This window comes from Microcystis flos-aquae FACHB-1344 (assembly GCF_014698375.1).
GTDB classification, from domain to species: domain Bacteria; phylum Cyanobacteriota; class Cyanobacteriia; order Cyanobacteriales; family Microcystaceae; genus Microcystis; species Microcystis aeruginosa.
In genome coordinates, this window is sequence record NZ_JACJSW010000167.1 from 1 (window position 1) to 19,015 (window position 19,015).

15 protein-coding genes and 1 pseudogene are annotated in these 19,015 nt (G+C 41.9%); 7 read left to right on the forward strand and 9 right to left on the reverse strand.

Features of this window, described 5'->3' with window-relative positions; all coding sequences use genetic code 11:
• A pseudogene (locus H6G48_RS27235) lies at positions 1 to 302 on the reverse strand (IS1634 family transposase); the annotation flags it as partial.
• A gap of 114 nt (positions 303 to 416) precedes the next feature.
• Positions 417 to 662 carry a four helix bundle protein gene (locus H6G48_RS15685; RefSeq protein WP_242034663.1) on the reverse strand — a complete coding sequence of 82 codons (246 nt, stop codon included), beginning with the start codon at positions 660 to 662 and terminating at the stop codon, positions 417 to 419.
• Positions 663 to 844: 182 nt separating this feature from the next.
• Between H6G48_RS15685 and hemE the strand changes: the two genes are divergently transcribed.
• Both hemE and H6G48_RS15695 read left to right on the forward strand, forming a co-directional pair.
• The gene (hemE, locus tag H6G48_RS15690; RefSeq protein ID WP_190722439.1) at positions 845 to 1,897 is read left to right on the forward strand and encodes a uroporphyrinogen decarboxylase; all 1,053 of its coding nucleotides are present in this window, start codon (positions 845 to 847) and stop codon (positions 1,895 to 1,897) included.
• A 167-nt stretch (positions 1,898 to 2,064) separates the two neighbouring features.
• The gene (locus H6G48_RS15695) at positions 2,065 to 3,012 is read left to right on the forward strand and encodes an NAD-dependent epimerase/dehydratase family protein (protein WP_190722440.1); all 948 of its coding nucleotides are present in this window, start codon (positions 2,065 to 2,067) and stop codon (positions 3,010 to 3,012) included.
• A 204-nt stretch (positions 3,013 to 3,216) separates the two neighbouring features.
• On the opposite strand, the gene H6G48_RS15700 is transcribed toward H6G48_RS15695, so the two are convergent.
• Together H6G48_RS15700 and cysC are read right to left on the reverse strand one after the other, a co-directional pair.
• Positions 3,217 to 4,944 (reverse strand): ABC transporter ATP-binding protein, encoded by a 1,728-nt coding sequence (locus tag H6G48_RS15700; protein WP_147073660.1) that lies wholly within the window; start codon positions 4,942 to 4,944, stop codon positions 3,217 to 3,219.
• A 372-nt stretch (positions 4,945 to 5,316) separates the two neighbouring features.
• Complete coding sequence (cysC, locus tag H6G48_RS15705; RefSeq protein ID WP_061432214.1) at positions 5,317 to 5,862, reverse strand: adenylyl-sulfate kinase; 546 nt, start codon at positions 5,860 to 5,862, stop codon at positions 5,317 to 5,319.
• A 278-nt stretch (positions 5,863 to 6,140) separates the two neighbouring features.
• Here cysC and H6G48_RS15710 point away from each other — a divergent pair, with 278 nt between their 5' ends.
• Together H6G48_RS15710 and H6G48_RS15715 are read left to right on the forward strand one after the other, a co-directional pair.
• The gene (locus tag H6G48_RS15710) at positions 6,141 to 8,309 is read left to right on the forward strand and encodes a lytic transglycosylase domain-containing protein (protein WP_190722441.1); all 2,169 of its coding nucleotides are present in this window, start codon (positions 6,141 to 6,143) and stop codon (positions 8,307 to 8,309) included.
• A gap of 179 nt (positions 8,310 to 8,488) precedes the next feature.
• Positions 8,489 to 9,319: an energy-coupling factor transporter transmembrane component T family protein gene (locus tag H6G48_RS15715; protein ID WP_190722442.1), complete on the forward strand. Its 831-nt coding sequence runs from the start codon at positions 8,489 to 8,491 to the stop codon at positions 9,317 to 9,319.
• 144 nt (positions 9,320 to 9,463) lie between these two features.
• Here H6G48_RS15715 and coaE read toward each other — a convergent pair whose 3' ends face one another.
• Positions 9,464 to 10,063: a dephospho-CoA kinase gene (gene coaE / locus H6G48_RS15720; RefSeq protein ID WP_190722443.1), complete on the reverse strand. Its 600-nt coding sequence runs from the start codon at positions 10,061 to 10,063 to the stop codon at positions 9,464 to 9,466.
• Between the two features lie 165 nt (positions 10,064 to 10,228).
• Positions 10,229 to 10,954, reverse strand: coding sequence for a phosphoribosylaminoimidazolesuccinocarboxamide synthase (purC, locus tag H6G48_RS15725; protein WP_277925620.1), 726 nt, complete (start codon positions 10,952 to 10,954; stop codon positions 10,229 to 10,231).
• A 337-nt stretch (positions 10,955 to 11,291) separates the two neighbouring features.
• Here purC and H6G48_RS15730 point away from each other — a divergent pair, with 337 nt between their 5' ends.
• Positions 11,292 to 11,588 carry a DUF7219 family protein gene (locus H6G48_RS15730; protein WP_002743720.1) on the forward strand — a complete coding sequence of 99 codons (297 nt, stop codon included), beginning with the start codon at positions 11,292 to 11,294 and terminating at the stop codon, positions 11,586 to 11,588.
• Between the two features lie 86 nt (positions 11,589 to 11,674).
• Here H6G48_RS15730 and thrS read toward each other — a convergent pair whose 3' ends face one another.
• On the reverse strand, positions 11,675 to 13,474 hold the full coding sequence (gene thrS / locus H6G48_RS15735) for a threonine--tRNA ligase (protein ID WP_190722445.1): 1,800 nt from the start codon (positions 13,472 to 13,474) through the stop codon (positions 11,675 to 11,677).
• A gap of 134 nt (positions 13,475 to 13,608) precedes the next feature.
• On the opposite strand from thrS, the gene H6G48_RS15740 reads away from it, so the two are divergent.
• A complete protein-coding gene (locus H6G48_RS15740) occupies positions 13,609 to 14,520 on the forward strand; it encodes a metal ABC transporter solute-binding protein, Zn/Mn family (protein ID WP_190722446.1) in 912 nt (303 codons plus the stop codon).
• A 90-nt stretch (positions 14,521 to 14,610) separates the two neighbouring features.
• Here H6G48_RS15740 and H6G48_RS15745 read toward each other — a convergent pair whose 3' ends face one another.
• Both H6G48_RS15745 and H6G48_RS15750 read right to left on the reverse strand, forming a co-directional pair.
• Positions 14,611 to 15,705 carry a CobW family GTP-binding protein gene (locus H6G48_RS15745; protein ID WP_190722447.1) on the reverse strand — a complete coding sequence of 365 codons (1,095 nt, stop codon included), beginning with the start codon at positions 15,703 to 15,705 and terminating at the stop codon, positions 14,611 to 14,613.
• Between the two features lie 102 nt (positions 15,706 to 15,807).
• Positions 15,808 to 16,245 carry a DUF4079 domain-containing protein gene (locus H6G48_RS15750; RefSeq protein WP_046660890.1) on the reverse strand — a complete coding sequence of 146 codons (438 nt, stop codon included), beginning with the start codon at positions 16,243 to 16,245 and terminating at the stop codon, positions 15,808 to 15,810.
• 4 nt (positions 16,246 to 16,249) lie between these two features.
• On the opposite strand from H6G48_RS15750, the gene H6G48_RS15755 reads away from it, so the two are divergent.
• Positions 16,250 to 18,886, forward strand: a complete 2,637-nt coding sequence (locus tag H6G48_RS15755; protein ID WP_190722448.1) for a M1 family metallopeptidase — start codon at positions 16,250 to 16,252, stop codon at positions 18,884 to 18,886.
• The last annotated feature ends 129 nt before the right edge of the window (positions 18,887 to 19,015 follow it).

The window sequence follows — 19,015 nt, forward strand, 5'->3', positions numbered from 1 at the left end:
TTCTGATTCGAGAGGATTTTTCACTGATTATTTTATCTAAACCTAATTTTTTAATCGTCTCTAAAATAGCCATTACATGACCATGAGGAAGACTTCTAATCACTTCAAAATGAGCGGGAATGCCTTCAGTCATTGACAGTGTTGCCCCTTTAAGAGCCAGTTTTAGATTGTCGATAATATCATCGGGTAATTTTGAGAGATTGGCCAGGGTTCTTTTTTTGACTTGATCTCCTTCTCGATAGGATTCACGAAGAAGGACAGCGGGGGGGGGAATTACGGTTAGGAACTTTTTCTATATACATGACTACCATTCTAGCAAATAGAGAGAATTCTTGTCCATTAAGAAATATTACAAATTACATGGGTACATCAAGAAAAGTTAATGGGTGTATCCATTGATGGATAAGGGTTTTCGGCTATTGTAGTAGATATGTATGGGGGAAGTTCAGATATTCTCCCTTGGTTTTGCGTCCATACCCCTCGGCAATATTCGCTGCTATTGACACTGAAGCTCGGCGAATCTGTGTTGTCATCCTATAAAGCTCTTCTTTGGGAAAAGTTTTAGTGAGACGATAGCAACTTTCAGCTAAATTTACGGCCTCCTGCCAAACTCTTAAATCTCGGTAAGATTGAATTTTTGAATCCGCCAGAGATTTTATCAACTTATCCCTATTGCCTACACTCTACACCCTGTCTCAACCCAAAAGATTGTACTACAATTTCCAGTACCCAGTTTCAATGCAAAGGGGGATAATTTTCGTTAACAATTCTTAAGGAAAAACTAGAAAAATTAGCTGTACGGGGGATGATACCGTAGAAAAGGCAATAGAATAATCATCGTGATATGACTGACTCCCCTGAAATACCTTATTTATTACGCGCTGCCAAAGGAGAAATCTTACCCCGTCCTCCCGTGTGGATGATGAGACAAGCAGGACGTTATATGCAGATTTATCGAGAATTGCGGGATAAATACCCCAGTTTTCGGGAAAGATCGGAAAATGCCGATTTAGCGATCGAAATCTCCCTGCAACCTTGGCGCGCTTTTCAACCAGATGGGGTGATCATGTTCTCCGATATCCTCACTCCCCTAGCGGGAATCGGTATTCCCTTTGATATTATCGAAAGTAAGGGGCCGATTATCGATTCTCCCATTCGTACTCAAGCGCAGGTGGACCAACTTAATCCCCTCGATCCCGATCAGTCTTTACCTTTTATCAAAACGATTTTAAAAACCCTACGTCAAGAGGTGGGAAACAAATCCACTGTCCTCGGTTTTGTCGGAGCGCCTTGGACTTTAGCAGCCTATGCAGTGGAAGGGAAAGGTTCTAAAAGTTATTCTGTGATTAAAGGGATGGCTTTTTCGGAACCCTCGGTACTGCACCAATTTTTAGATAAATTAGCGGATATGATTGCCACCTATGTCCGTTATCAAATCGATTGTGGGGCGCAAGTGGTACAAATGTTCGACTCTTGGGCGGGTCAATTAACTCCCCAAGATTACGATGTTTTTGCCTTACCCTATCAACAAAAAGTAGTTCGTTTGGTGAAAGAAACCCATCCCGATACACCGTTAATTCTCTACATTAGTGGCAGCGCCGGCGTTTTGGAAAGAATGGGTAAATCGGGGGTTGATATTATTAGCGTCGATTGGACTGTCGATATGGCGGAAGCGAGACAGCGTTTAGGTAAAGCGATGATGGTTCAAGGTAATATCGATCCGGGGGTTTTATTCGGTTCCCAGTCTTTTATTCGCGAGCGGATTCTTGATACTATTCGTAAAGCAGGTAATCAAGGTCATATTCTTAATTTAGGTCATGGTGTTTTGGTGGGAACTCCTGAAGATAACGTGCGTTTCTTCTTTGAAACCGCTAAACAATTTAGTTATCAGGACTAGGGAACAGGGAACAGGGGATGGGGAAATGGGGAAATGGGGGAATGGGGAAATGGGGAAATTCAACTAAAACCCTAAAACCCTAAAACCCTAAAACCCTAAAACCCCAACACCATTTTTACTTTTTACTTTCAAACTGTCCCCTAAATTCTGCCGGATCAATTAAAATAATGAAAAAAATATTTCTAACGGGTGTGAGTGGCTGTATTGGACATTATATCGCCGAGATTTTACTGGAAAATCCCGACTATGAATTATATTTTTTATTGCGTAATCCAGAAAAGTTAAAATTTAGTTACCAAGGGCGATCAAATGTTCATATACTTTTAGGCGATATGCAAAATATTGGGGTATATGCGGAGCTTTTAAAAACAATGAATATAGCGGTTTTAATCGCTACCAGTTGGGGAGGAGAGGAGGAAAGTTATCAGATTAATGTGGTAAAAACCCTAGAATTAATTAGTTATTTAGATGCTCAAATCTGCGAGAAAGTCCTCTACTTTTCTACCGCCAGCATTCTCAATCAAAATAATCAACCTTTGCCCGAAGCTGGGGAAATAGGAACTAATTATATCCGCACTAAATATATTTGTTATAGTAAATTTGCTCACCTAGAAATCGCCGATAAAATTATCACTTTATACCCCACTTTTGTCTTAGGTGGTGACGAAAATAAACCCTATTCTCATATCTATGGGGGTTTACCGGATGTGTTGAAATATATCGGTTTAGTGCGTTGGTTTCAAGCTGATGGCAGTTTTCATTTTATCCATGCCAAAGATATAGCTCAAGTGGTGAATTATTTAATCGAAAATCCCGCACCAGAAAGCAAAATTGTCCTAGGCAATCAACGCACAACAGCTAACCAAGCAGTGGAGGAAATCTGCACTTATTTAAACAAAAAAATCTACTTTCGCATTCCTTTATCTTTAACCATTGCTAACTTTTTTATCAAAGTTTTTAACTTGCAGATGGAACCATGGGACCGCTTTGCCATGAATTATCGCCACTTCACCCACGTTAAAACCTATACTCCTGACGATTTTGGTTTAAAAAACTATTGTTCCACCCTCGATGATGTTTTAGCCTTGCGAGGAATTCCCCGAAAAAAACCCTAAGTAGTTGGGCTGCGGGGTTTGGGGGAGGCACTTCGTCCCCCGACGGGTAGGGTTGATTCATGAATCAACCCTACCTTGAATCAACCCTACCTTGAATCAACCCTACCTTGAATCAACCCTAGGGGTTTGGGGGGTAGAACCCCCCAAAAACTTGGCTTGAGTGATAAAATCAGAAATAATGCCCAACTCTTAACGCCAAATAGACTAATCCTGAAATTGTCTAGCATGAAATTGAGCGTAACGACCATTAAGATTTAATAACTCCTCGTGATTACCCACCTCGATAATTTCACCCTTTTCTAAGACTAAAATACGGTTAGCTTTTCTGACAGTTGCTAATCGGTGAGCAATAACAAATACTGTGCGCTCCGTCATAATTCTTTCTAAAGCTTCCTGCACTAAAGCTTCCGATTCCGAATCGAGCGCGGAAGTCGCTTCATCTAAGATTAAAATTCTCGGATTAGATAAAACCGCTCGCGCGATGGCGATTCTTTGTCTTTGTCCACCCGATAAATTAACACCCCTTTCTCCCACATAGGTATAGTAACCCTGAGAAAGTTCACTGATAAATTGATGAGCATTAGCAATTTTTGCCGCTTTTTCCACCTCTTGCAGATTAAAATCTCCCTGACCAAAAGCGATATTTTGGGCTATAGTGCCAGAAAAGAGAATATTTTCCTGTAAAACTACGCCAATTTGTCGCCGGAGACTTTTTAAAGTCACATCACGAATATCCACCCCATCGATTAAAATCTTGCCGGAAGTGGGGTCATAAAAACGCAATAAAAGATTAACTAAAGTGGTTTTTCCCGCTCCCGATGCTCCCACTAAAGCAATCATTTCGCCAGCGTGTGCAGTAAAATTAATATTTTTTAAAACCTGTCTGTCCTCATTGTAAGAAAAATTTACTTGACAATATTCAACTTCTTTGCTATGGAGTGGCAACTCGATCGCATTCGGTTTTTCGGTAATTGTTGGCAAAATAGCTAACAATTCAAAAATCCGATCCATGGAGGCTTGCCCCTGTTTAAATTGATTATAATTACTGGTAATATGGGCGATGGGATCGATTAACATTGCCACCGCTGCCACATAACTAACAAAGTCAATTCCAGTTAAATTCTTTTGGGAAATTTGCCAACCAGCGAGAAAGAATAAAAAGATGACACCGAGAGCTTGTAAGAATCCCACCACGACGTATTGTAAAGCTTTGGTGGATTCTGATAGGTATTGAGCGCGGCGATTTTCCTCCGCTTCTTGGGCAAAAAGCTCGGTTTGATAATCTTCAGCAGCGAAAGCTTGCACCACACGAATACCGCTAAAAACTTCGGTTAATAACGCAGAAAGATTAGATATTTTCGCTTGGGCGCGACGAGCATATTGTAATAATTTTTCACCAAAAAATCCCACCAAAACTCCCAACAAAGGAGCGATAATAATGACAGCGATCGTCAATTGCCAGTTAACAATAAACATATAGGCAAAGACGACAATTAACTGTAAGGCTGAGGGGATAAAATCATGGAAAAATTTGTTAATTACTTCCCCAATGCGATCAATATCTTCCGTTAAACGATAGGATAAATCACCAGTTTTCGCAGTTTCAAAGTAATTTAAACCGAGGGTTTGCAGGTGTGCATAAACTTTTTTTCTTAATTCGAGGGCAATTTTTAAAGAAGCTTTTGCCATCAGGGAATCTTGCCCATACTGAGACATTCCCCGCAGTAAAAAAACCACTGCCCCCACCCCCGAAAGTGTCGCCAATGCTTGCACATTTCCCTCGCCGATATATCTGGCCATTTGTCCGGCTAACCAAGCTAAAATCGGCCAAAATACCGTAAATCCGATCGTACAGATAAACGCCAAAATAATTGTTTGGGTTTGGGGACGGAGATAGGGAATGAGGTTCCAATAACTAGAGCGAGATTTCAAAATAATTTAGCGCCTTTAAATATAAGTATTCCTGCAAAATTAATTTGCTAGTCGAGACAGTTATCAGTTATCAGTTATCAGAACGTAGGTTGGGTTGAAGCATGAAACCCAACACACCCATGGATTACGCTACCGCTAACCCATCCTACAAATAATTGTGCCTCCCTACTTACTGTTTACTGATCACTGATTACTGTTTAGGCTCTCTTTCACTTTGGACAGAGGTTTACTCAGAGGTATAATTAACTTTGCTTAGGTACTGAAGAAAAGGAGATTGACTAACAAATTTGCTTAAGGGGTTAATCAGGATGTAGAGACGTTTGTAGTCCACGTCCCTACGATATTTTCCAACAAGACAAAGTTATGCTGCGATTAAACCGCCACAGCTTGATGAATGTAGCCTAATTCCGTCAATTTGTTCCAGACTTTGGCGACACTTTCCTCTAAAGTCTCTAAATCGGTGCGGCATTCCACTTCCGGGTTAAAAGGTGGTTCATAGGGATCATCAATTCCCGTAAAAGACTTGATTTCGCCAGCACGCGCTCTTTTATATAATCCTTTCACATCGCGCGCCTCACAGACATTTAAGGGAGCATTCACGAAAACTTCGACAAAACTGCCAATTTTTTGCCGTACTTCCTCGCGAATCTCACGATAGGGAGAAATAGCCGAAACTAGGACAATCACACCGTGACGGGTGAGCAAATTAGACACAAAACCAATGCGACGGATATTTTCATCGCGATCCTCTTTACTAAATCCTAAACCTTTGGTGAGGTTCGTCCGTACTACATCGCCATCGAGAACTTCAATGGAATAACCTTCAGCGATTAATTTTGCCTGTAATGCCTCGGTAATCGTGCTTTTCCCCGCACCGCTCAATCCCGTTAACCAAACCGTCACGCCGCCTTGTTTCATAGCAATCATTAATAATACTTAAATCCTGTTTAGCGTACCATATCTCAGTGATCAGTGATCAGGAGTCAGGAGTCAGGAGATAGGAGATAGGAGATAGGAGACAGGAGACTCCGAGACAGGAGACTCCGAGACAGGAGATTATTTTTATTTATCCTTCCCATCCCCCCACACCCCACTTCCCCACACCCCACACCCCACTTCCCCAACCTGATTGAAACAAACAACCTGTCACCACGATCACTGATAATGTATGTTGAGTTACTGTCTTGAATAAGGTAATGTTTAAGAAATTCCCCCCTCACACCCCGCTCATTCTTGGACTAGGTTCTGGGGTTGCGCTTTTTACTCTCACCAGTCTCTTTCTCTTTCACCCGAAACTTCTCGCTTGGCTCGATCGCAATAGTGCTTCGCTTCCTAGCCAAGATCCTAACCAACCCTCTGCCGTGGTTGATAGCGCTTCCTTACCACAAACCGAGCGAGATGTCAAGTTAAAAGATGTTGCCGATGCCAACGCGCCCTCTTTAGATCGTAGTCGCGCCCGCTATCTCCTGGCCATGGATTTATTGAGAAAATATGAAGGGGGTCCGGCTTTAAAACAATTAGAAGGCTTAGAAAAACAATATCCTGTCCTCGCTCCCCAGATTCTCCTCAAACAGGGACGCGCCCACGAATTAAGCAATGATAGTGAAAGAGCGCGAGAAATTTGGCAAAAATTACTGGAAACCTATCCCCAATCGCCCGTAGTGGCGGAAGCTTACTACTCTTTGGGCAAATACGACCCCAGTTATCATGAAAAATTGCTCAAGGAATACCCCCGACACCCGCGTACTTTGGCTTTAATTCGCCAACGTCTTCAAGAAAATCCCGATCAATTTCCCTTATGGTTGCAGTTAGCCAAGGCTAATCCTTTTGATCCTACCCTCAATCAAGCCCGCGATCGTTTGGTGAAAGACTACGCCGAGCAGTTAACTCCGGCGGATTGGGCAATGATTGGGGCGGGTTATTGGCAGTCGGGATTGTACGAAAAAGCCTATAAAGCCTACGCTAAAGCCACTCCTAGCCCCGAACAAGCCTATCGTTACGCCCGCGGGCTACAAATTGCCAAAAAACTGCCAGAAGCTCGCACCGCTTACCAAAAATTAATTAAAACCTATCCCCAGGCCCCAGAAACCGGTTTAGGATTACTGCGACTCGCCCAAATTTCTCCTAACCGCGATGCTATAGCATATCTCGATCGCATTGTCAAGCAATTTCCCGATCGCGCCCCGGAAGCTTTGGAAGCGAAAGCCAAATTACTGGACTCAACTAATGCCCAGGCCGCTAGTCAAACATGGCAGACTTTATTAAATAAATACCCAAAATCCGACGAAGCCGCCGATTATCGCTGGTTAATGGCCCAAAGAGCCGCTAAATCCGGTGATTACGCCAAGGCGTGGCAGTGGGCGCAGCCAATTGCAGTTAATAATTCCGATAGTCAAATTGCCCCGAAAGCAGCCTTTTGGGTGGGAAAATGGGCGCAAAAACTAGGAAAAAACCAAGAAGCAAAACAAGCTTTTACCTACACTATTTCTCGTCATCCCCATTCCTATTATGCTTGGCGCTCGGCGGTTTTATTAGGTTGGGACGTGGGGGATTTTACCACTGTCCGCTCCTATAACCCTACCACCGTCAAACCCGCCACTCGTAACGATCCCCCCGCTGGTTCGGAAGCTTTCAAGGAATTATATCGAATTGGTGAAGATACGGACGCTTGGAATCTCTGGCAAGCAGAAATTGTCGATCCTTGGAATTTAACCGTTGACGAACAATTTAACCTCGGTTTATATAAACTCTCTCGCAATCAAAATTTAGAAGGAATTAACCTGATTTGGCGCTTGCGAGAAAGAGATACCCCAGAGGAAAAGAAAGCTTGGAAAGTCCTGCGACAAAATGATAAATACTGGCACGCTTTATTCCCTTTCCCCTACTACGATACCATCCTGCAATGGTCAAAAGATAGACAATTAAATCCCCTGCTAGTGACGGCTTTAATCCGGCAAGAATCCCGCTTTGAAAAAGAAATTCGTTCTCCTGTGGGGGCAGTGGGATTAATGCAAATTATGCCCGATACGGGTAAATATATCGCGGGTAATACTGGCAATAAAAGTTATTCTTTAACTAATCCCGAAGATAACATTATGATGGGGACATGGTATCTCGATTATACCCACGATAAATTCGCCGGAAATTCACTTTTTGCCGTGGCTAGTTATAATGCCGGACCTGGGGCAGTTGCCAAATGGAAACAGCGTTTTGATTTTAGCGATCACGATGAATTTGTTGAGAATATTCCCTTTAGAGAAACTAAGGGTTATATAGAATCGGTGTTTGGTAATTATTGGAATTATCTCCAGATTTATAACCCCGAAATTCAAGAGCAAATGAACAGAATTGCTAACCCTTCCTAGGGAATTGATGGGGATGGGTAATTAACTCATTCCCTTAAAGTTATAATTAAATTGAAGATATATCCCCCCTTAATCCCCCCTTAATAAGGGGTGTGCCGATCCCCCCTTAATCCCCCCTTAATAAGGGGGGCATCTGACAGTTTTTAACACCTAGCTACTTACTAACTTTTTTCCTAATTATGCAATCATTTAACTGGCAAACCGTTGATCGAGATTCTCCTTTTACTCGCCTAGATTTTCGGACAAAATTAACCATGATGATCGTGGTTACTCTCATCGCTTTTACTTGGGAAAGTCCCCTCGCTGGCGGTTTACTAACTCTTATTGTCGCTTTAGCTTGTCTCTGGGCTGGGGTAAAATGGTCTTATCTCCTCACTATTTTAAAATTCATGGCTCCTTTTTATCTATTCTTATTAATTACCATGGGATTTTTTAATGTGGAACAGGTAAAAGCTTTAACGGGAAAAACTGAATTAACTCCCTTATTAACTGTCGGTTCTACTCAAATGACTGTCGAGGGAACCCTCTACGGTTTAAATGTGATCTTTAAAACTCTCACCATGGTTTTAATTATTCCCCTCGCTATTTTTACCACTGATATAAATCAGATGATGGTGAGTTTAACTAAAGCCAGAATTCCCTACAAAATAGTCTTTATTTTTTCCTCTACCCTGCGCTTATTTCCTCTCCTAGTAGAAGAATCTCGATCGATTATTTCTGCTCAAAGATTACGAGGATTAGCAATAGAAAAAATGGGTTGGTTACAAAAAGGAAAAATTTACGCTTCTATCGCTGTACCTTTAATTTTAAACGCTATGGCTAAATCGCAAAAATTAGAGGTAGTTCTACAAGCTAAAGCTTTCTCTGGTGATCCCGATCGCACATTTTTACAGGAATCAATCTTAACCAATAAAGACTATTTATTAATGATTGGCTTTCTATTTTTATTGGTTTTGGCAATTATTCTCTATGTAAAATTCGGGGTGGGAAAATTTGCCTGGTTGTTTTAAAATTAATCCCTATTGTAAGTAGTTAGGTGTTAAAAACTATCAGTTTCCCCCCTTATCAAGGGGGATCCCCCCGCCTATCGGCACCCCCCTTATCAAGGGGGGCAGGGGGGATCGGCACACCCCTTATTAAGGGGGGATCTATCTTCAATTTAATTCTAACCAGCTACTTATAGCTCGATCGATCTGGGTATATAAAGCTTCTAAATCCCCGGAATTGTCCAAAACAATATCAGCTAAGGCAATTTTTTCGGCTAAAGGCATTTGATTATTAATCCGAGCGATCGCTTGTTCTCTAGTTAAGTTATTTCTAGTCGTTAAGCGTTGAATTTGTTGCTCGAAACTGCATGAAACCACCCAAATCTCCGTGACTAAATGGGTTAATTTGGCTTCCAATAATAAAGGAACAGAAAAAACAACTATCGGGGCTTCTAACTGCTCTAAATGCCGCTTAAAACATTCTCTAACGTAGGGATGAATCTGACTTTCTAACCAGATTTTTTCCTCGGGATTATTAAAAATAATCTCTCCTAACTGTTGGCGATTAAGGGAATTATCCTCAGTTTTAACTTTTCTGCCATAACGCTGAAAAATTCTCTCTAAAATTGCCGAACCTTTTTCCACTGCTTCCCGGGCATAAATATCCGCATCAAGGACAGGAATTTTGTAGATATTTTCTAAATAATTGGAAACCGTGGATTTACCACAGGCTATTCCCCCTGTTAACCCGATAATTCTTCTTGACATAAATTATTAAATTGCTAATCTCAATTAAGGTGCGTTACGCGCTCGCTAACACACCCTACGGTTATAAACTCTCTATCTAAGGTGCGTTACGCGCTCGCTAACACACCCCAAAGTTATAAACCCTCTATCTAAGGTGCGTTACGCGCTCGCTAACACACCCCAAAGTTATAAACTCTCTATCTGTTGTAAAACTCTTGCTTGTACTTGTTGATAGGCAGTTTCCACATCTCCTAAATCGCGACGAAAACGATCCTTATCGAGAATGCGCGCTTGGGCATCCTCTTGGGTTTTATCCCAGAGACGACAGGTATCGGGGCTAATTTCATCACCTAGATAAATTTTGCCCGTTTTATCAACTCCAAATTCTAACTTGAAATCGACGAGAATAATCTGGCACTTATCGAAAAATTCTTGCAGATATTGATTAATTCGCAGGGCTAAATCTCGTAACTGATTGACTTGATCCTCGCTGGCAATATCGATCACTTTTATGCGATCGGTTGTTAACAAAGGATCGCCCAAAGCGTCATCCTTGAGGTAAAATTCTACAAGAGGAAAAGGTAAAACTTTCCCCTCCTCTAATCCCGTTTGCTTGCACAAACTCCCGGCGGCGATATTTCTGACTACTACTTCCAAGGGAATAATTTTAATCGCCTTGACGCGCATTTCCCTAGAACTAGGGCGATCGATATAATGGGTAGGTATTCCTAGGGATTCTAACCATTGAAATAGGGCAGTGGAGACAGTACAGTTAATTTCTCCTTTGCCGACAATTTGCCCGCGTTTTTGGGCATTAAAAGCGGTGGCATCGTCTTTGTAATAAGTGAGGAGAATATCAGGATCCTCGGTTTGATAGAGAATTTTGGCCTTACCTTCATAGAGTTTTTCCATAGTTATCATCCTCGGCATTGATAAACGAAAATCGATGGTTAATCAGATAGCGGCAGCAGCAAATTTTGGCGATCAACCTAGACAAAAAATTTATATCATCGGGGAGATGATCGTTGAAAAAAAATAATGTATAATTGCTGCTTAAAGATAACTGTCAACATTTGACGATCGAACCTTAACCTATAACCAAAAAGTGTCACGATACCAGGGGTCAACTTTTGGCGAATCAGCCAAGTTTTTACTTGAATCCTCAATCATAGCCAACAATTGATATTATCTCCCATTACCATTACCGAAAAATCTAAAGAAATTCCGCAAAATTACCCGCCATCGCCCTATGAACCAGAATCCTCCTAACGATGATAACCCGAATCTCCCCGATCGCCGCAAGGAGGATTTTCTCTATCCTCGCGCCCCCTACTATGGAGAATTTAAGCCAGAAAACTTGCTATTTAACGCCAATTTACAGGAATTTGCCCAAAAAGTCAGTTTTATTTGTAATCTGGAAACGGGGGGCAAAATCAGTTCTCTAGAAGCCTATCAAAAAATTAAAGCTCTCTGGAAAGACTTAAAACAGAGCAAAAAAGGCCTAGGCATTGGGGAAAATCCCTTTCAAAAAGATGACGATACCTAAAGGATAATCAAGAAAAATCTCCTCGCTTGATAAAAAATACTGGGACAGAAATATTTTCTGCCCCATAGAATGAGATGAGCAAACGCTTAAAAATTACCGTGATTTTGGATGGCACTTTCTAATTTTGCCACCACTTCCTCGACGCTAATTACTCCTAAATCGCCCGTGGCACGGGTGCGAATACTTAAACTATTACTTTCCATTTCTTTGGCCCCCACCACTGCCATCACGGGGATTTTTGCGGTTTCAGCATTGCGAATCATTTTACCCAAACGTTCGCCACTGGTATCGGTTTCGGCGCGAATTCCTAACAACTGCATTTTCGCTGTCACCTCTTTAGCGTAATCCAATTGACTATCACTAACCGGTAATAATCGTATCTGGACAGGAGCTAACCAAAGAGGAAAATCGCCTGCGTATTCTTCGATTAAAATACCGATTAAACGTTCCAAAGAACCAAAGGGTGCGCGATGAATCATCACCGGACGTTTACGATTACCATCTTCAGCAACATATTCTAGTTCAAAACGTTCGGGTAAATTATAATCTACCTGTACCGTTCCTAACTGCCATTCTCTTTCGAGGGCATCTTGGAAAATAAAGTCTAATTTGGGACCATAAAAAGCCGCTTCTCCGGGGGCTTCAAAATAATCCATCCCCAAAGTTTGCACCGCTTTTCTAATCGCTGATTCTGCCTTTTCCCAAGCTTCATCGGAACCGATATACTTATCCGATTCGGGGTCACGAAAACTCAATCGCGCCTTAAAATTCTTTAATTGTAAACTCTTAAACACCGTCAAAATTAAATCAACAACGCTTAAAAATTCCTTGTCTAATTGTTCGGGAGTGACAAACAAATGGGAATCATCCACGGTAAAACCGCGAACTCTAGTTAACCCCCCCAATTCTCCCGATTGTTCGTAACGATAAACTGTCCCGAATTCTGCCAAACGCATCGGCAATTCCCGATAGGATCTCAAATCACTTTTATAGATTTGAATATGAAAAGGACAGTTCATCGGTTTGAGGACAAATCCTATTTCTTTACCAGCAGATTCCTCATCGTCTGCCATCATGGGAAACATATCTTCTTTGTACTTTTGCCAGTGACCGGAAATTTTAAACAAATCGACGCGAGCAATATGGGGAGTAACTACGGGTAAATAACCGCGTTTTAACTGTTCTTTTTTGAGAAAATCTTCTAACAAAGAACGAATTAAAGTTCCTTTGGGGGTCCATAAAGGCAACCCCGGCCCGACAGAATCAGAGAAAATAAATAAACCTAATTCTTTGCCTAATTTCCGATGGTCCCGTTTCAGTGCTTCTTCCTTACGGCGCTTGTATTCGGCTAATTGTTGGGGATTTTCCCAGGCTGTGCCGTAAATGCGCTGTAATTGCGCTTTATTCTCATCCCCACGCCAATAAGCACCCGCTACCGTCTCTAATTCGATCGCTTTTGGGTCTAGTTCGCTTGTATTATCTAGGTGCGGACCGGCGCACAAATCCCACCAAGCGTCACCAAGATGATAAAGGGTGATGGGTTCTTGAATTCCCGCCAGAATTTCCAGCTTATAGGCTTCATTAATCGCTTTAATGCGCTTTTCCGCCTCTTCCCGAGAAACTTGCTCGCGAATCACCGGCAGTTTTTTATTGATAATTTTGACCATCTCTTTTTTGATGTCCTTGAGATCCTTATCGGTAAAAGGTTCCGGCACATCAAAATCGTAGTAAAATCCAGTTTCAGTCCAAGGCCCGATAGTAACTTGGGCTTTTGGGAATAATTTCTGCACCGCCATGGCCATAACATGGGAGGTGGTGTGACGAATTCGCTTGAGGTGGTCGGATTCGCTGGTTTTCGGTAGTTTAATCGGGGCTTGGTTATCCATATCTCTTCAATTTACACCTTCTCTATTCTCTATTTTAATAGTAAAAGGAGTCTTTAGTCAGGAAAAAAATCAAGATAGATATCAATGCCATTTACCCTCATCTCTAACCTCTAAACCCTCATCTCTATTTCCCGATGAAAAAACTAATTTTATCCTGTTTATTTTTGGGATTGGTTGCTTGTAATCCCTCAGTTAACACCACCGATAACCAAAAACCAAAGGTAATCTCCACTAGCACAATGATCGCCGATTTAACCGCAGGAGTGGGCGGTGAAGAAATTGACCATCAAGACATTTTAAAACCAGGGGATGATCCCCACGTTTATGAACCGGTTCCCTCCGATAGTGTGGCTTTAGAAAAAGCCGATTTAATTCTCTATAACGGTTATAATCTCGAACCGGGGTTAATTAAAATGATCAATTCTACGGCAGTTAAAGCTAAAAAAGTGGCTGTGGGAGAAGCCATTACACCTTTACAACTGGAAAAAGAGGGGCAGAAAGTACCCGATCCCCATGTTTGGGGTTCGGCAAAAAATGGCATAATCATGGTGAAAACAATCCGAGATCAATTGATTGAATTAAGTCCCGAAGATAAAGAGATTTTTACTGAAAATGCCGCCCAATTAATCAGGGAATTAGAAAATCTTGATCGCTGGATTACTGTGGCTATTGAAACTATCCCCCCTTCCCAAAGGCAATTAGTCACCACTCATGACGCTTTTCAGTATTATGCTCATGCCTACGGGTTAAAAGTAGCGGGAACTTTAATTGGCATTAGTACCGAAGAACAACCAAGCGCCCAAACGGTGAAAAATTTAGCCGATGCTATTAAAAATCTCCAGGTTCCTGCTATCTTTGCCGAGACGACTATTAATCCCGCTTTAATTACCACTGTAGCCGCAGAAGCGGGGGTGAAATTAGCACCACAACAATTATATTCTGATTCGATCGGCGCGGTGGGTACTGGAGGGGATAGTTATGTAAAAATGCTGAAAGAAAATACTCGATCGATCGTGGAATCTTTAGGGGGAAAAGTACCCGAATAAAAATAAATAATTGGGGGAAGTGGGGTAGTGGGGTAGTGGGGAATTTAGGTGATGGGGGTGCGTTACCCTAGGCTAACACCCCCACGGGGTTTATTTGCCAAATCCTTTACCGCGATTGACAGCAGGTAAAATGAGACAACTGTTAATCTGTTCTTTTAGGGTTTCATGATCGAGATTTTGACCGATAAGAACTAGCTGATTTTTGGGAGTACCTTTCCATTCGTCGTCTTCGAGAGTAAAACGTTTGCCACTGAGGTGAAAAATATGACGTTTAGGACTTTCATCAAACCAGAGAATCCCCTTAGCGCGGAAAACGCTTTCCGGTAACTGATTATCGAGGAAATATTGGAACTTCCGAATCGAAAAAGGTTGGTCACTAGCAAAGGAAATAGAAGTAAATCCATCTACCTCTAAATGATTGGAATGGTCGTGATGATCATGATCGTGGTGATGATGATCGTGATCATGATCGCAATGGTCGTGATCGTGGTCGTGGTGATCATGGTCGTGGTGTTCTTCTTCTGTGTCGAAATATTTATCCGATTCAAATAGTCCGACGCTGAGAATTAAGGGTAAAGGAACCTGACTTTTGCTAGTACGAAGAATTCTCGCTCCTTGCTTCATGTCCCGGATTCTTATTTCTAAAGAATCCACATCCGCTTCATCCACTAGATCGGTTTTATTGAGAACAATAATATCACCGTAGGTGATTTGACTTAAGGCCGCTTGCGAGTTGAATAAATCGAGACTAAAATTGGCACAATCCACCATAGTGACAATGGAATCTAAACGGGTCATTTCCCGTAATTCTGTACCTAAAAAGGTTAAAGCTACCGGTAAAGGATCGGCTAATCCCGTGGTTTCTACGACTAAATAATCGATTTTTTCGGGACGTTCGAGAACTTTATAAACCGCTTGAATTAAATCCTCGTTGATCGTGCAGCAAATACAGCCATTATTTAATTCTACCATGCTGTCATCACTGCTGATAATCAGTTCGTTATCGATACCTATTTCACCGAATTCATTGACAAGAACAGCAGTTTTTAATCCCTGTTGATTGCTGAGAATATGATTGAGGAGAGTAGTCTTACCACTACCAAGAAAACCAGTAATAATTGTTACTGGAAGACCTTGTTTTGGCACTGACATCGTGTTAATAGCTTGTGATTCGACGGTTTGCATAATGATTTGGGGGTGAGTATTCTGTCACTAAAAAGCGATTTTTCGGGATGAGATAGCTAGTTTTTCTCGATCAAACAGTCTCCACTCGATCGCCGACTATTTTTATTGTAGATATTTTTGGACCACATCCCATCCTGTTAGGGTAACAAAAAGAAAACCCAGAAACAATAAAAGATTAGTGCCGATGTGGAGAGACCGCGCTAGAGGTGGACGAGTTGTAATGTTCAGGCCGCTAATTGCCGAAACAAAAACCAGAAAAACCACCGATAAACCCGCTATCAGGTGGGAAGAGTGGCCTAAACTGCCATAATGACCGATTGTTCCCACTAATCCGATTCCCAGTAGAATTAAGACCAAAGCAACCATGATCAGGCCGCTGAGGAGATGAAAGGATCTTAACCATTTCGGTCGAGATTGGCCCGCAAGTCGTCGATAACCCATGTTTACCCCCGAAACCGCTAATAAAAAATAGGCAAAGAGAGCAAATCCCATCGACCAAGCGGCAATTTTCCATAACCAGAGAAAGGAAGGGAGATTCATAGGGGTGGGATTATTATTAGCAAGGAAAGGGACGACCGATCGTGTTAATTTAAGTTTACCGGACAAAAATCAGCAAGTTAGGGCTAATATGTCTCATCTCACCATCGACACGGAAAATAATCAGCGTCAACCCTTTGAGTTACCCGGGGCTAAACCCCATTATAACCCCGATCGACCCGGACAAGTTAATCATATTTTTCTCGATTTAATTATTGATATTCCCCAACAAAGTTTTCAGGGCAGCTGTCAGATTACCCTCACCCCCATTCGTCAGGGAATTAGCAGTTTAACTCTGGATGCGGTGGATTTAAATATTAATTCTGTGTTCATTGAAGGTATCAGTCAACCCTTTGACTATGATCGTTCTCTTCTGACCATTCATCTGCTGCAACCCACTACCGATAAACCGATTATCCTGACGATTAACTATCAGGTTAAGCAACCACAACGGGGATTATATTTTATCGGCCCCGACGAATATTATCCCGATAAACCGATGCAAGTTTGGACCCAGGGAGAAGATGAAGATTCTCGCTTTTGGTTTCCCTGTTTTGATTACCCCGGCCAATTAGCCACTTCCGAAATTCGGGTGAAAATTCCCCAACCCTATATCGCTATTTCTAACGGGGAATTAATCTCGGTGGCAACCGTTGGTGAAGAACGAATTTATCACTGGTCACAAAAGCAAATTCATCCTACCTATTTAATGACTCTTGCGGTGGGATATTTTGCCGAATTATGCGACTCATGGAATGGTGTTCCTGTCACTTATTATGTGGAAAAAGGACGGGAAGAAGAGGGCCAAAGAAGTATGGGTAAAACTCCCCGCATGATCGAGTTTTTTAGCCAAAAGTTTGGTTATCCCTATCCCTATCCCAAATACGCGCAAGTTTGTGTAGATGATTTTATTTTTGGTGGGATGGAAAATACCTCCACCACAATTTTAACCGATCGCTGTTTAATTGATCAAAGAGCCAGCATCGATCATACTTGGACAGAAAGCTTAGTTGCCCATGAATTAGCTCATCAATGGTTCGGTGATTTAGTGGTAATTAAACACTGGTCTCACGCTTGGATTAAAGAGGGAATGGCCTCCTATTCTGAGGTTTTATGGACAGAATCGGAATACGGAAAAGCTGCTGCTAGTTATTATTTATTAGGGGAAGCAAGAAGTTATTTAGAAGAAGATACTTCCCGCTATCGTCGTCCGATTGTTACTCATGTTTATCGAGAAGCGATCGAACTTTATGATCGTCATCTCTACGAAAAAGGTGCTTGTGTTTATCACATGATCCGCTCTATTTTAGGGGAAGATTTATTCGGAAAAGCGATTCAGACTTTTGTGCGAGATAATGCCCATAAAACCGTGGAAACTGTGGACTTATTACGGGCGATCGAAAAAGCGACCGGGTACAATTTATTATTCCTTTTTGATCAGTACGTTTATCGCGGTGGTCATCCCGATTATAAGGTGGCCTACAGTTGGGACAATCAGAATAATTTAGCCCAATTAACTGTCACCCAAACCCAGGACGAAAAAGAACTATTCGACTTGAAAATTCCCGTCGCTTTTGCCTATCTCAACTCTGAGGATATTACCTACAATCTGCGGATTCACCAAAAAGAACAAACTTTCTATTTTCCCCTAGCACAAAAGCCCGATTTTGTCAAGTTCGATCGGGGTAATAATTTCCTCAAAACCGTCACTCTTGAGTATCCCATCGGTGAATTAAAAGCGCAATTACAACAGGATCCCGATCCAATTTCCCGTATCTATGCAGCCATAGCCATTGCTAAAAAAGGCGGTTTAGAAGCGATCGAAGCTTTAGGGACATCCCTAGAAAATGAGCCTTTTTGGGGGGTGCGTGTGGAGGTGGCCAAACAGTTAGCAACTCTTGGTTTAGATCAGGCGGTTACTGCTTTAATTAAAGGTTTAAACGATGAAAAAGCACAAGTCCGTCGGGCAATTGTCGAGGGATTAAGTGAAATTAAAACCTTAGATAGTTATAATGCGCTTAAATCCCTATTAGAAACTGGAGATGCTAGTTATTATGTGGAAGCGGCCGCGGCGCGAGGATTAGGCTCCATGGCCGTGGGACAATTGCAAAATAAAGAAGGGGAAATTATTGACCTGCTCAATCATGTTTTACAGTTAAGAAAGGGGTGGAATGAGGTAGTAAGAGCGGGCGCAATTGGGGGTTTAAGCCAGTTAAAAACCTCGTCGGCGGCTTTGGAGTCAATTTTGACCTACACGGCTTTAGGCACGCCTCAACCCCTGAGATTAGGGGCTATCCGCGCCCTGGGAGCGATTTCTTCCGGACAAACCACCGACAAATTAACCGTAATTTTGGAACGTTTAGAAACCATTGCCAAGGAGACTTTTTTCTTGACGCAAGTGGCAGTGTGTAACGCTTTAGGACAGATAGAAAATGCCAAAGCTATCGCTATTTTACAAGCTTTGAGCGATCGAACTCCCGATGGTCGCGTCCGTCGTGTAGCGGAGGAAGCAGTACAAAAAGTCCAGAAAAAATTAGGTTCCGAGAAAGCAATTCAGGAAATTCGCGAGGAATTAGAAAAAATGAAACAGGAAAATCAGGAACTTAAAAGTCGTTTGACCAAATTAGAGGCGAAAAATAGTTAATTAACCTGAGTTATCAGTTATCAGTTATCAGTTATCAGTTATCAGTTGAGTATAGGCTACATATCAGAACAGGCAAAAGGCAATAGGGGCAATAGATAATCAGTTTTTAATAACCAGATTTTAGTATCA

What these genes read in the sequence shown, in the direction of transcription:
- H6G48_RS15710 (WP_190722441.1), top strand. Translation starts at nt 6,141, where the DNA reads ATGTTTAAGAAATTCCCCCCTCACACCCCGCTCATTCTTGGACTAGGT.
- cysC (WP_061432214.1), bottom strand. Translation starts at nt 5,862, where the DNA reads ATGAAACAAGGCGGCGTGACGGTTTGGTTAACGGGATTGAGCGGTGCG.
- H6G48_RS15750 (WP_046660890.1), bottom strand. Translation starts at nt 16,245, where the DNA reads ATGAATCTCCCTTCCTTTCTCTGGTTATGGAAAATTGCCGCTTGGTCG.
- thrS (WP_190722445.1), bottom strand. Translation starts at nt 13,474, where the DNA reads ATGGATAACCAAGCCCCGATTAAACTACCGAAAACCAGCGAATCCGAC.
- hemE (WP_190722439.1), top strand. Translation starts at nt 845, where the DNA reads ATGACTGACTCCCCTGAAATACCTTATTTATTACGCGCTGCCAAAGGA.
- coaE (WP_190722443.1), bottom strand. Translation starts at nt 10,063, where the DNA reads ATGTCAAGAAGAATTATCGGGTTAACAGGGGGAATAGCCTGTGGTAAA.
- purC (WP_277925620.1), bottom strand. Translation starts at nt 10,954, where the DNA reads ATGGAAAAACTCTATGAAGGTAAGGCCAAAATTCTCTATCAAACCGAG.
- H6G48_RS15730 (WP_002743720.1), top strand. Translation starts at nt 11,292, where the DNA reads ATGAACCAGAATCCTCCTAACGATGATAACCCGAATCTCCCCGATCGC.
- H6G48_RS15715 (WP_190722442.1), top strand. Translation starts at nt 8,489, where the DNA reads ATGCAATCATTTAACTGGCAAACCGTTGATCGAGATTCTCCTTTTACT.
- H6G48_RS15740 (WP_190722446.1), top strand. Translation starts at nt 13,609, where the DNA reads ATGAAAAAACTAATTTTATCCTGTTTATTTTTGGGATTGGTTGCTTGT.
- H6G48_RS15745 (WP_190722447.1), bottom strand. Translation starts at nt 15,705, where the DNA reads ATGCAAACCGTCGAATCACAAGCTATTAACACGATGTCAGTGCCAAAA.
- H6G48_RS15695 (WP_190722440.1), top strand. Translation starts at nt 2,065, where the DNA reads ATGAAAAAAATATTTCTAACGGGTGTGAGTGGCTGTATTGGACATTAT.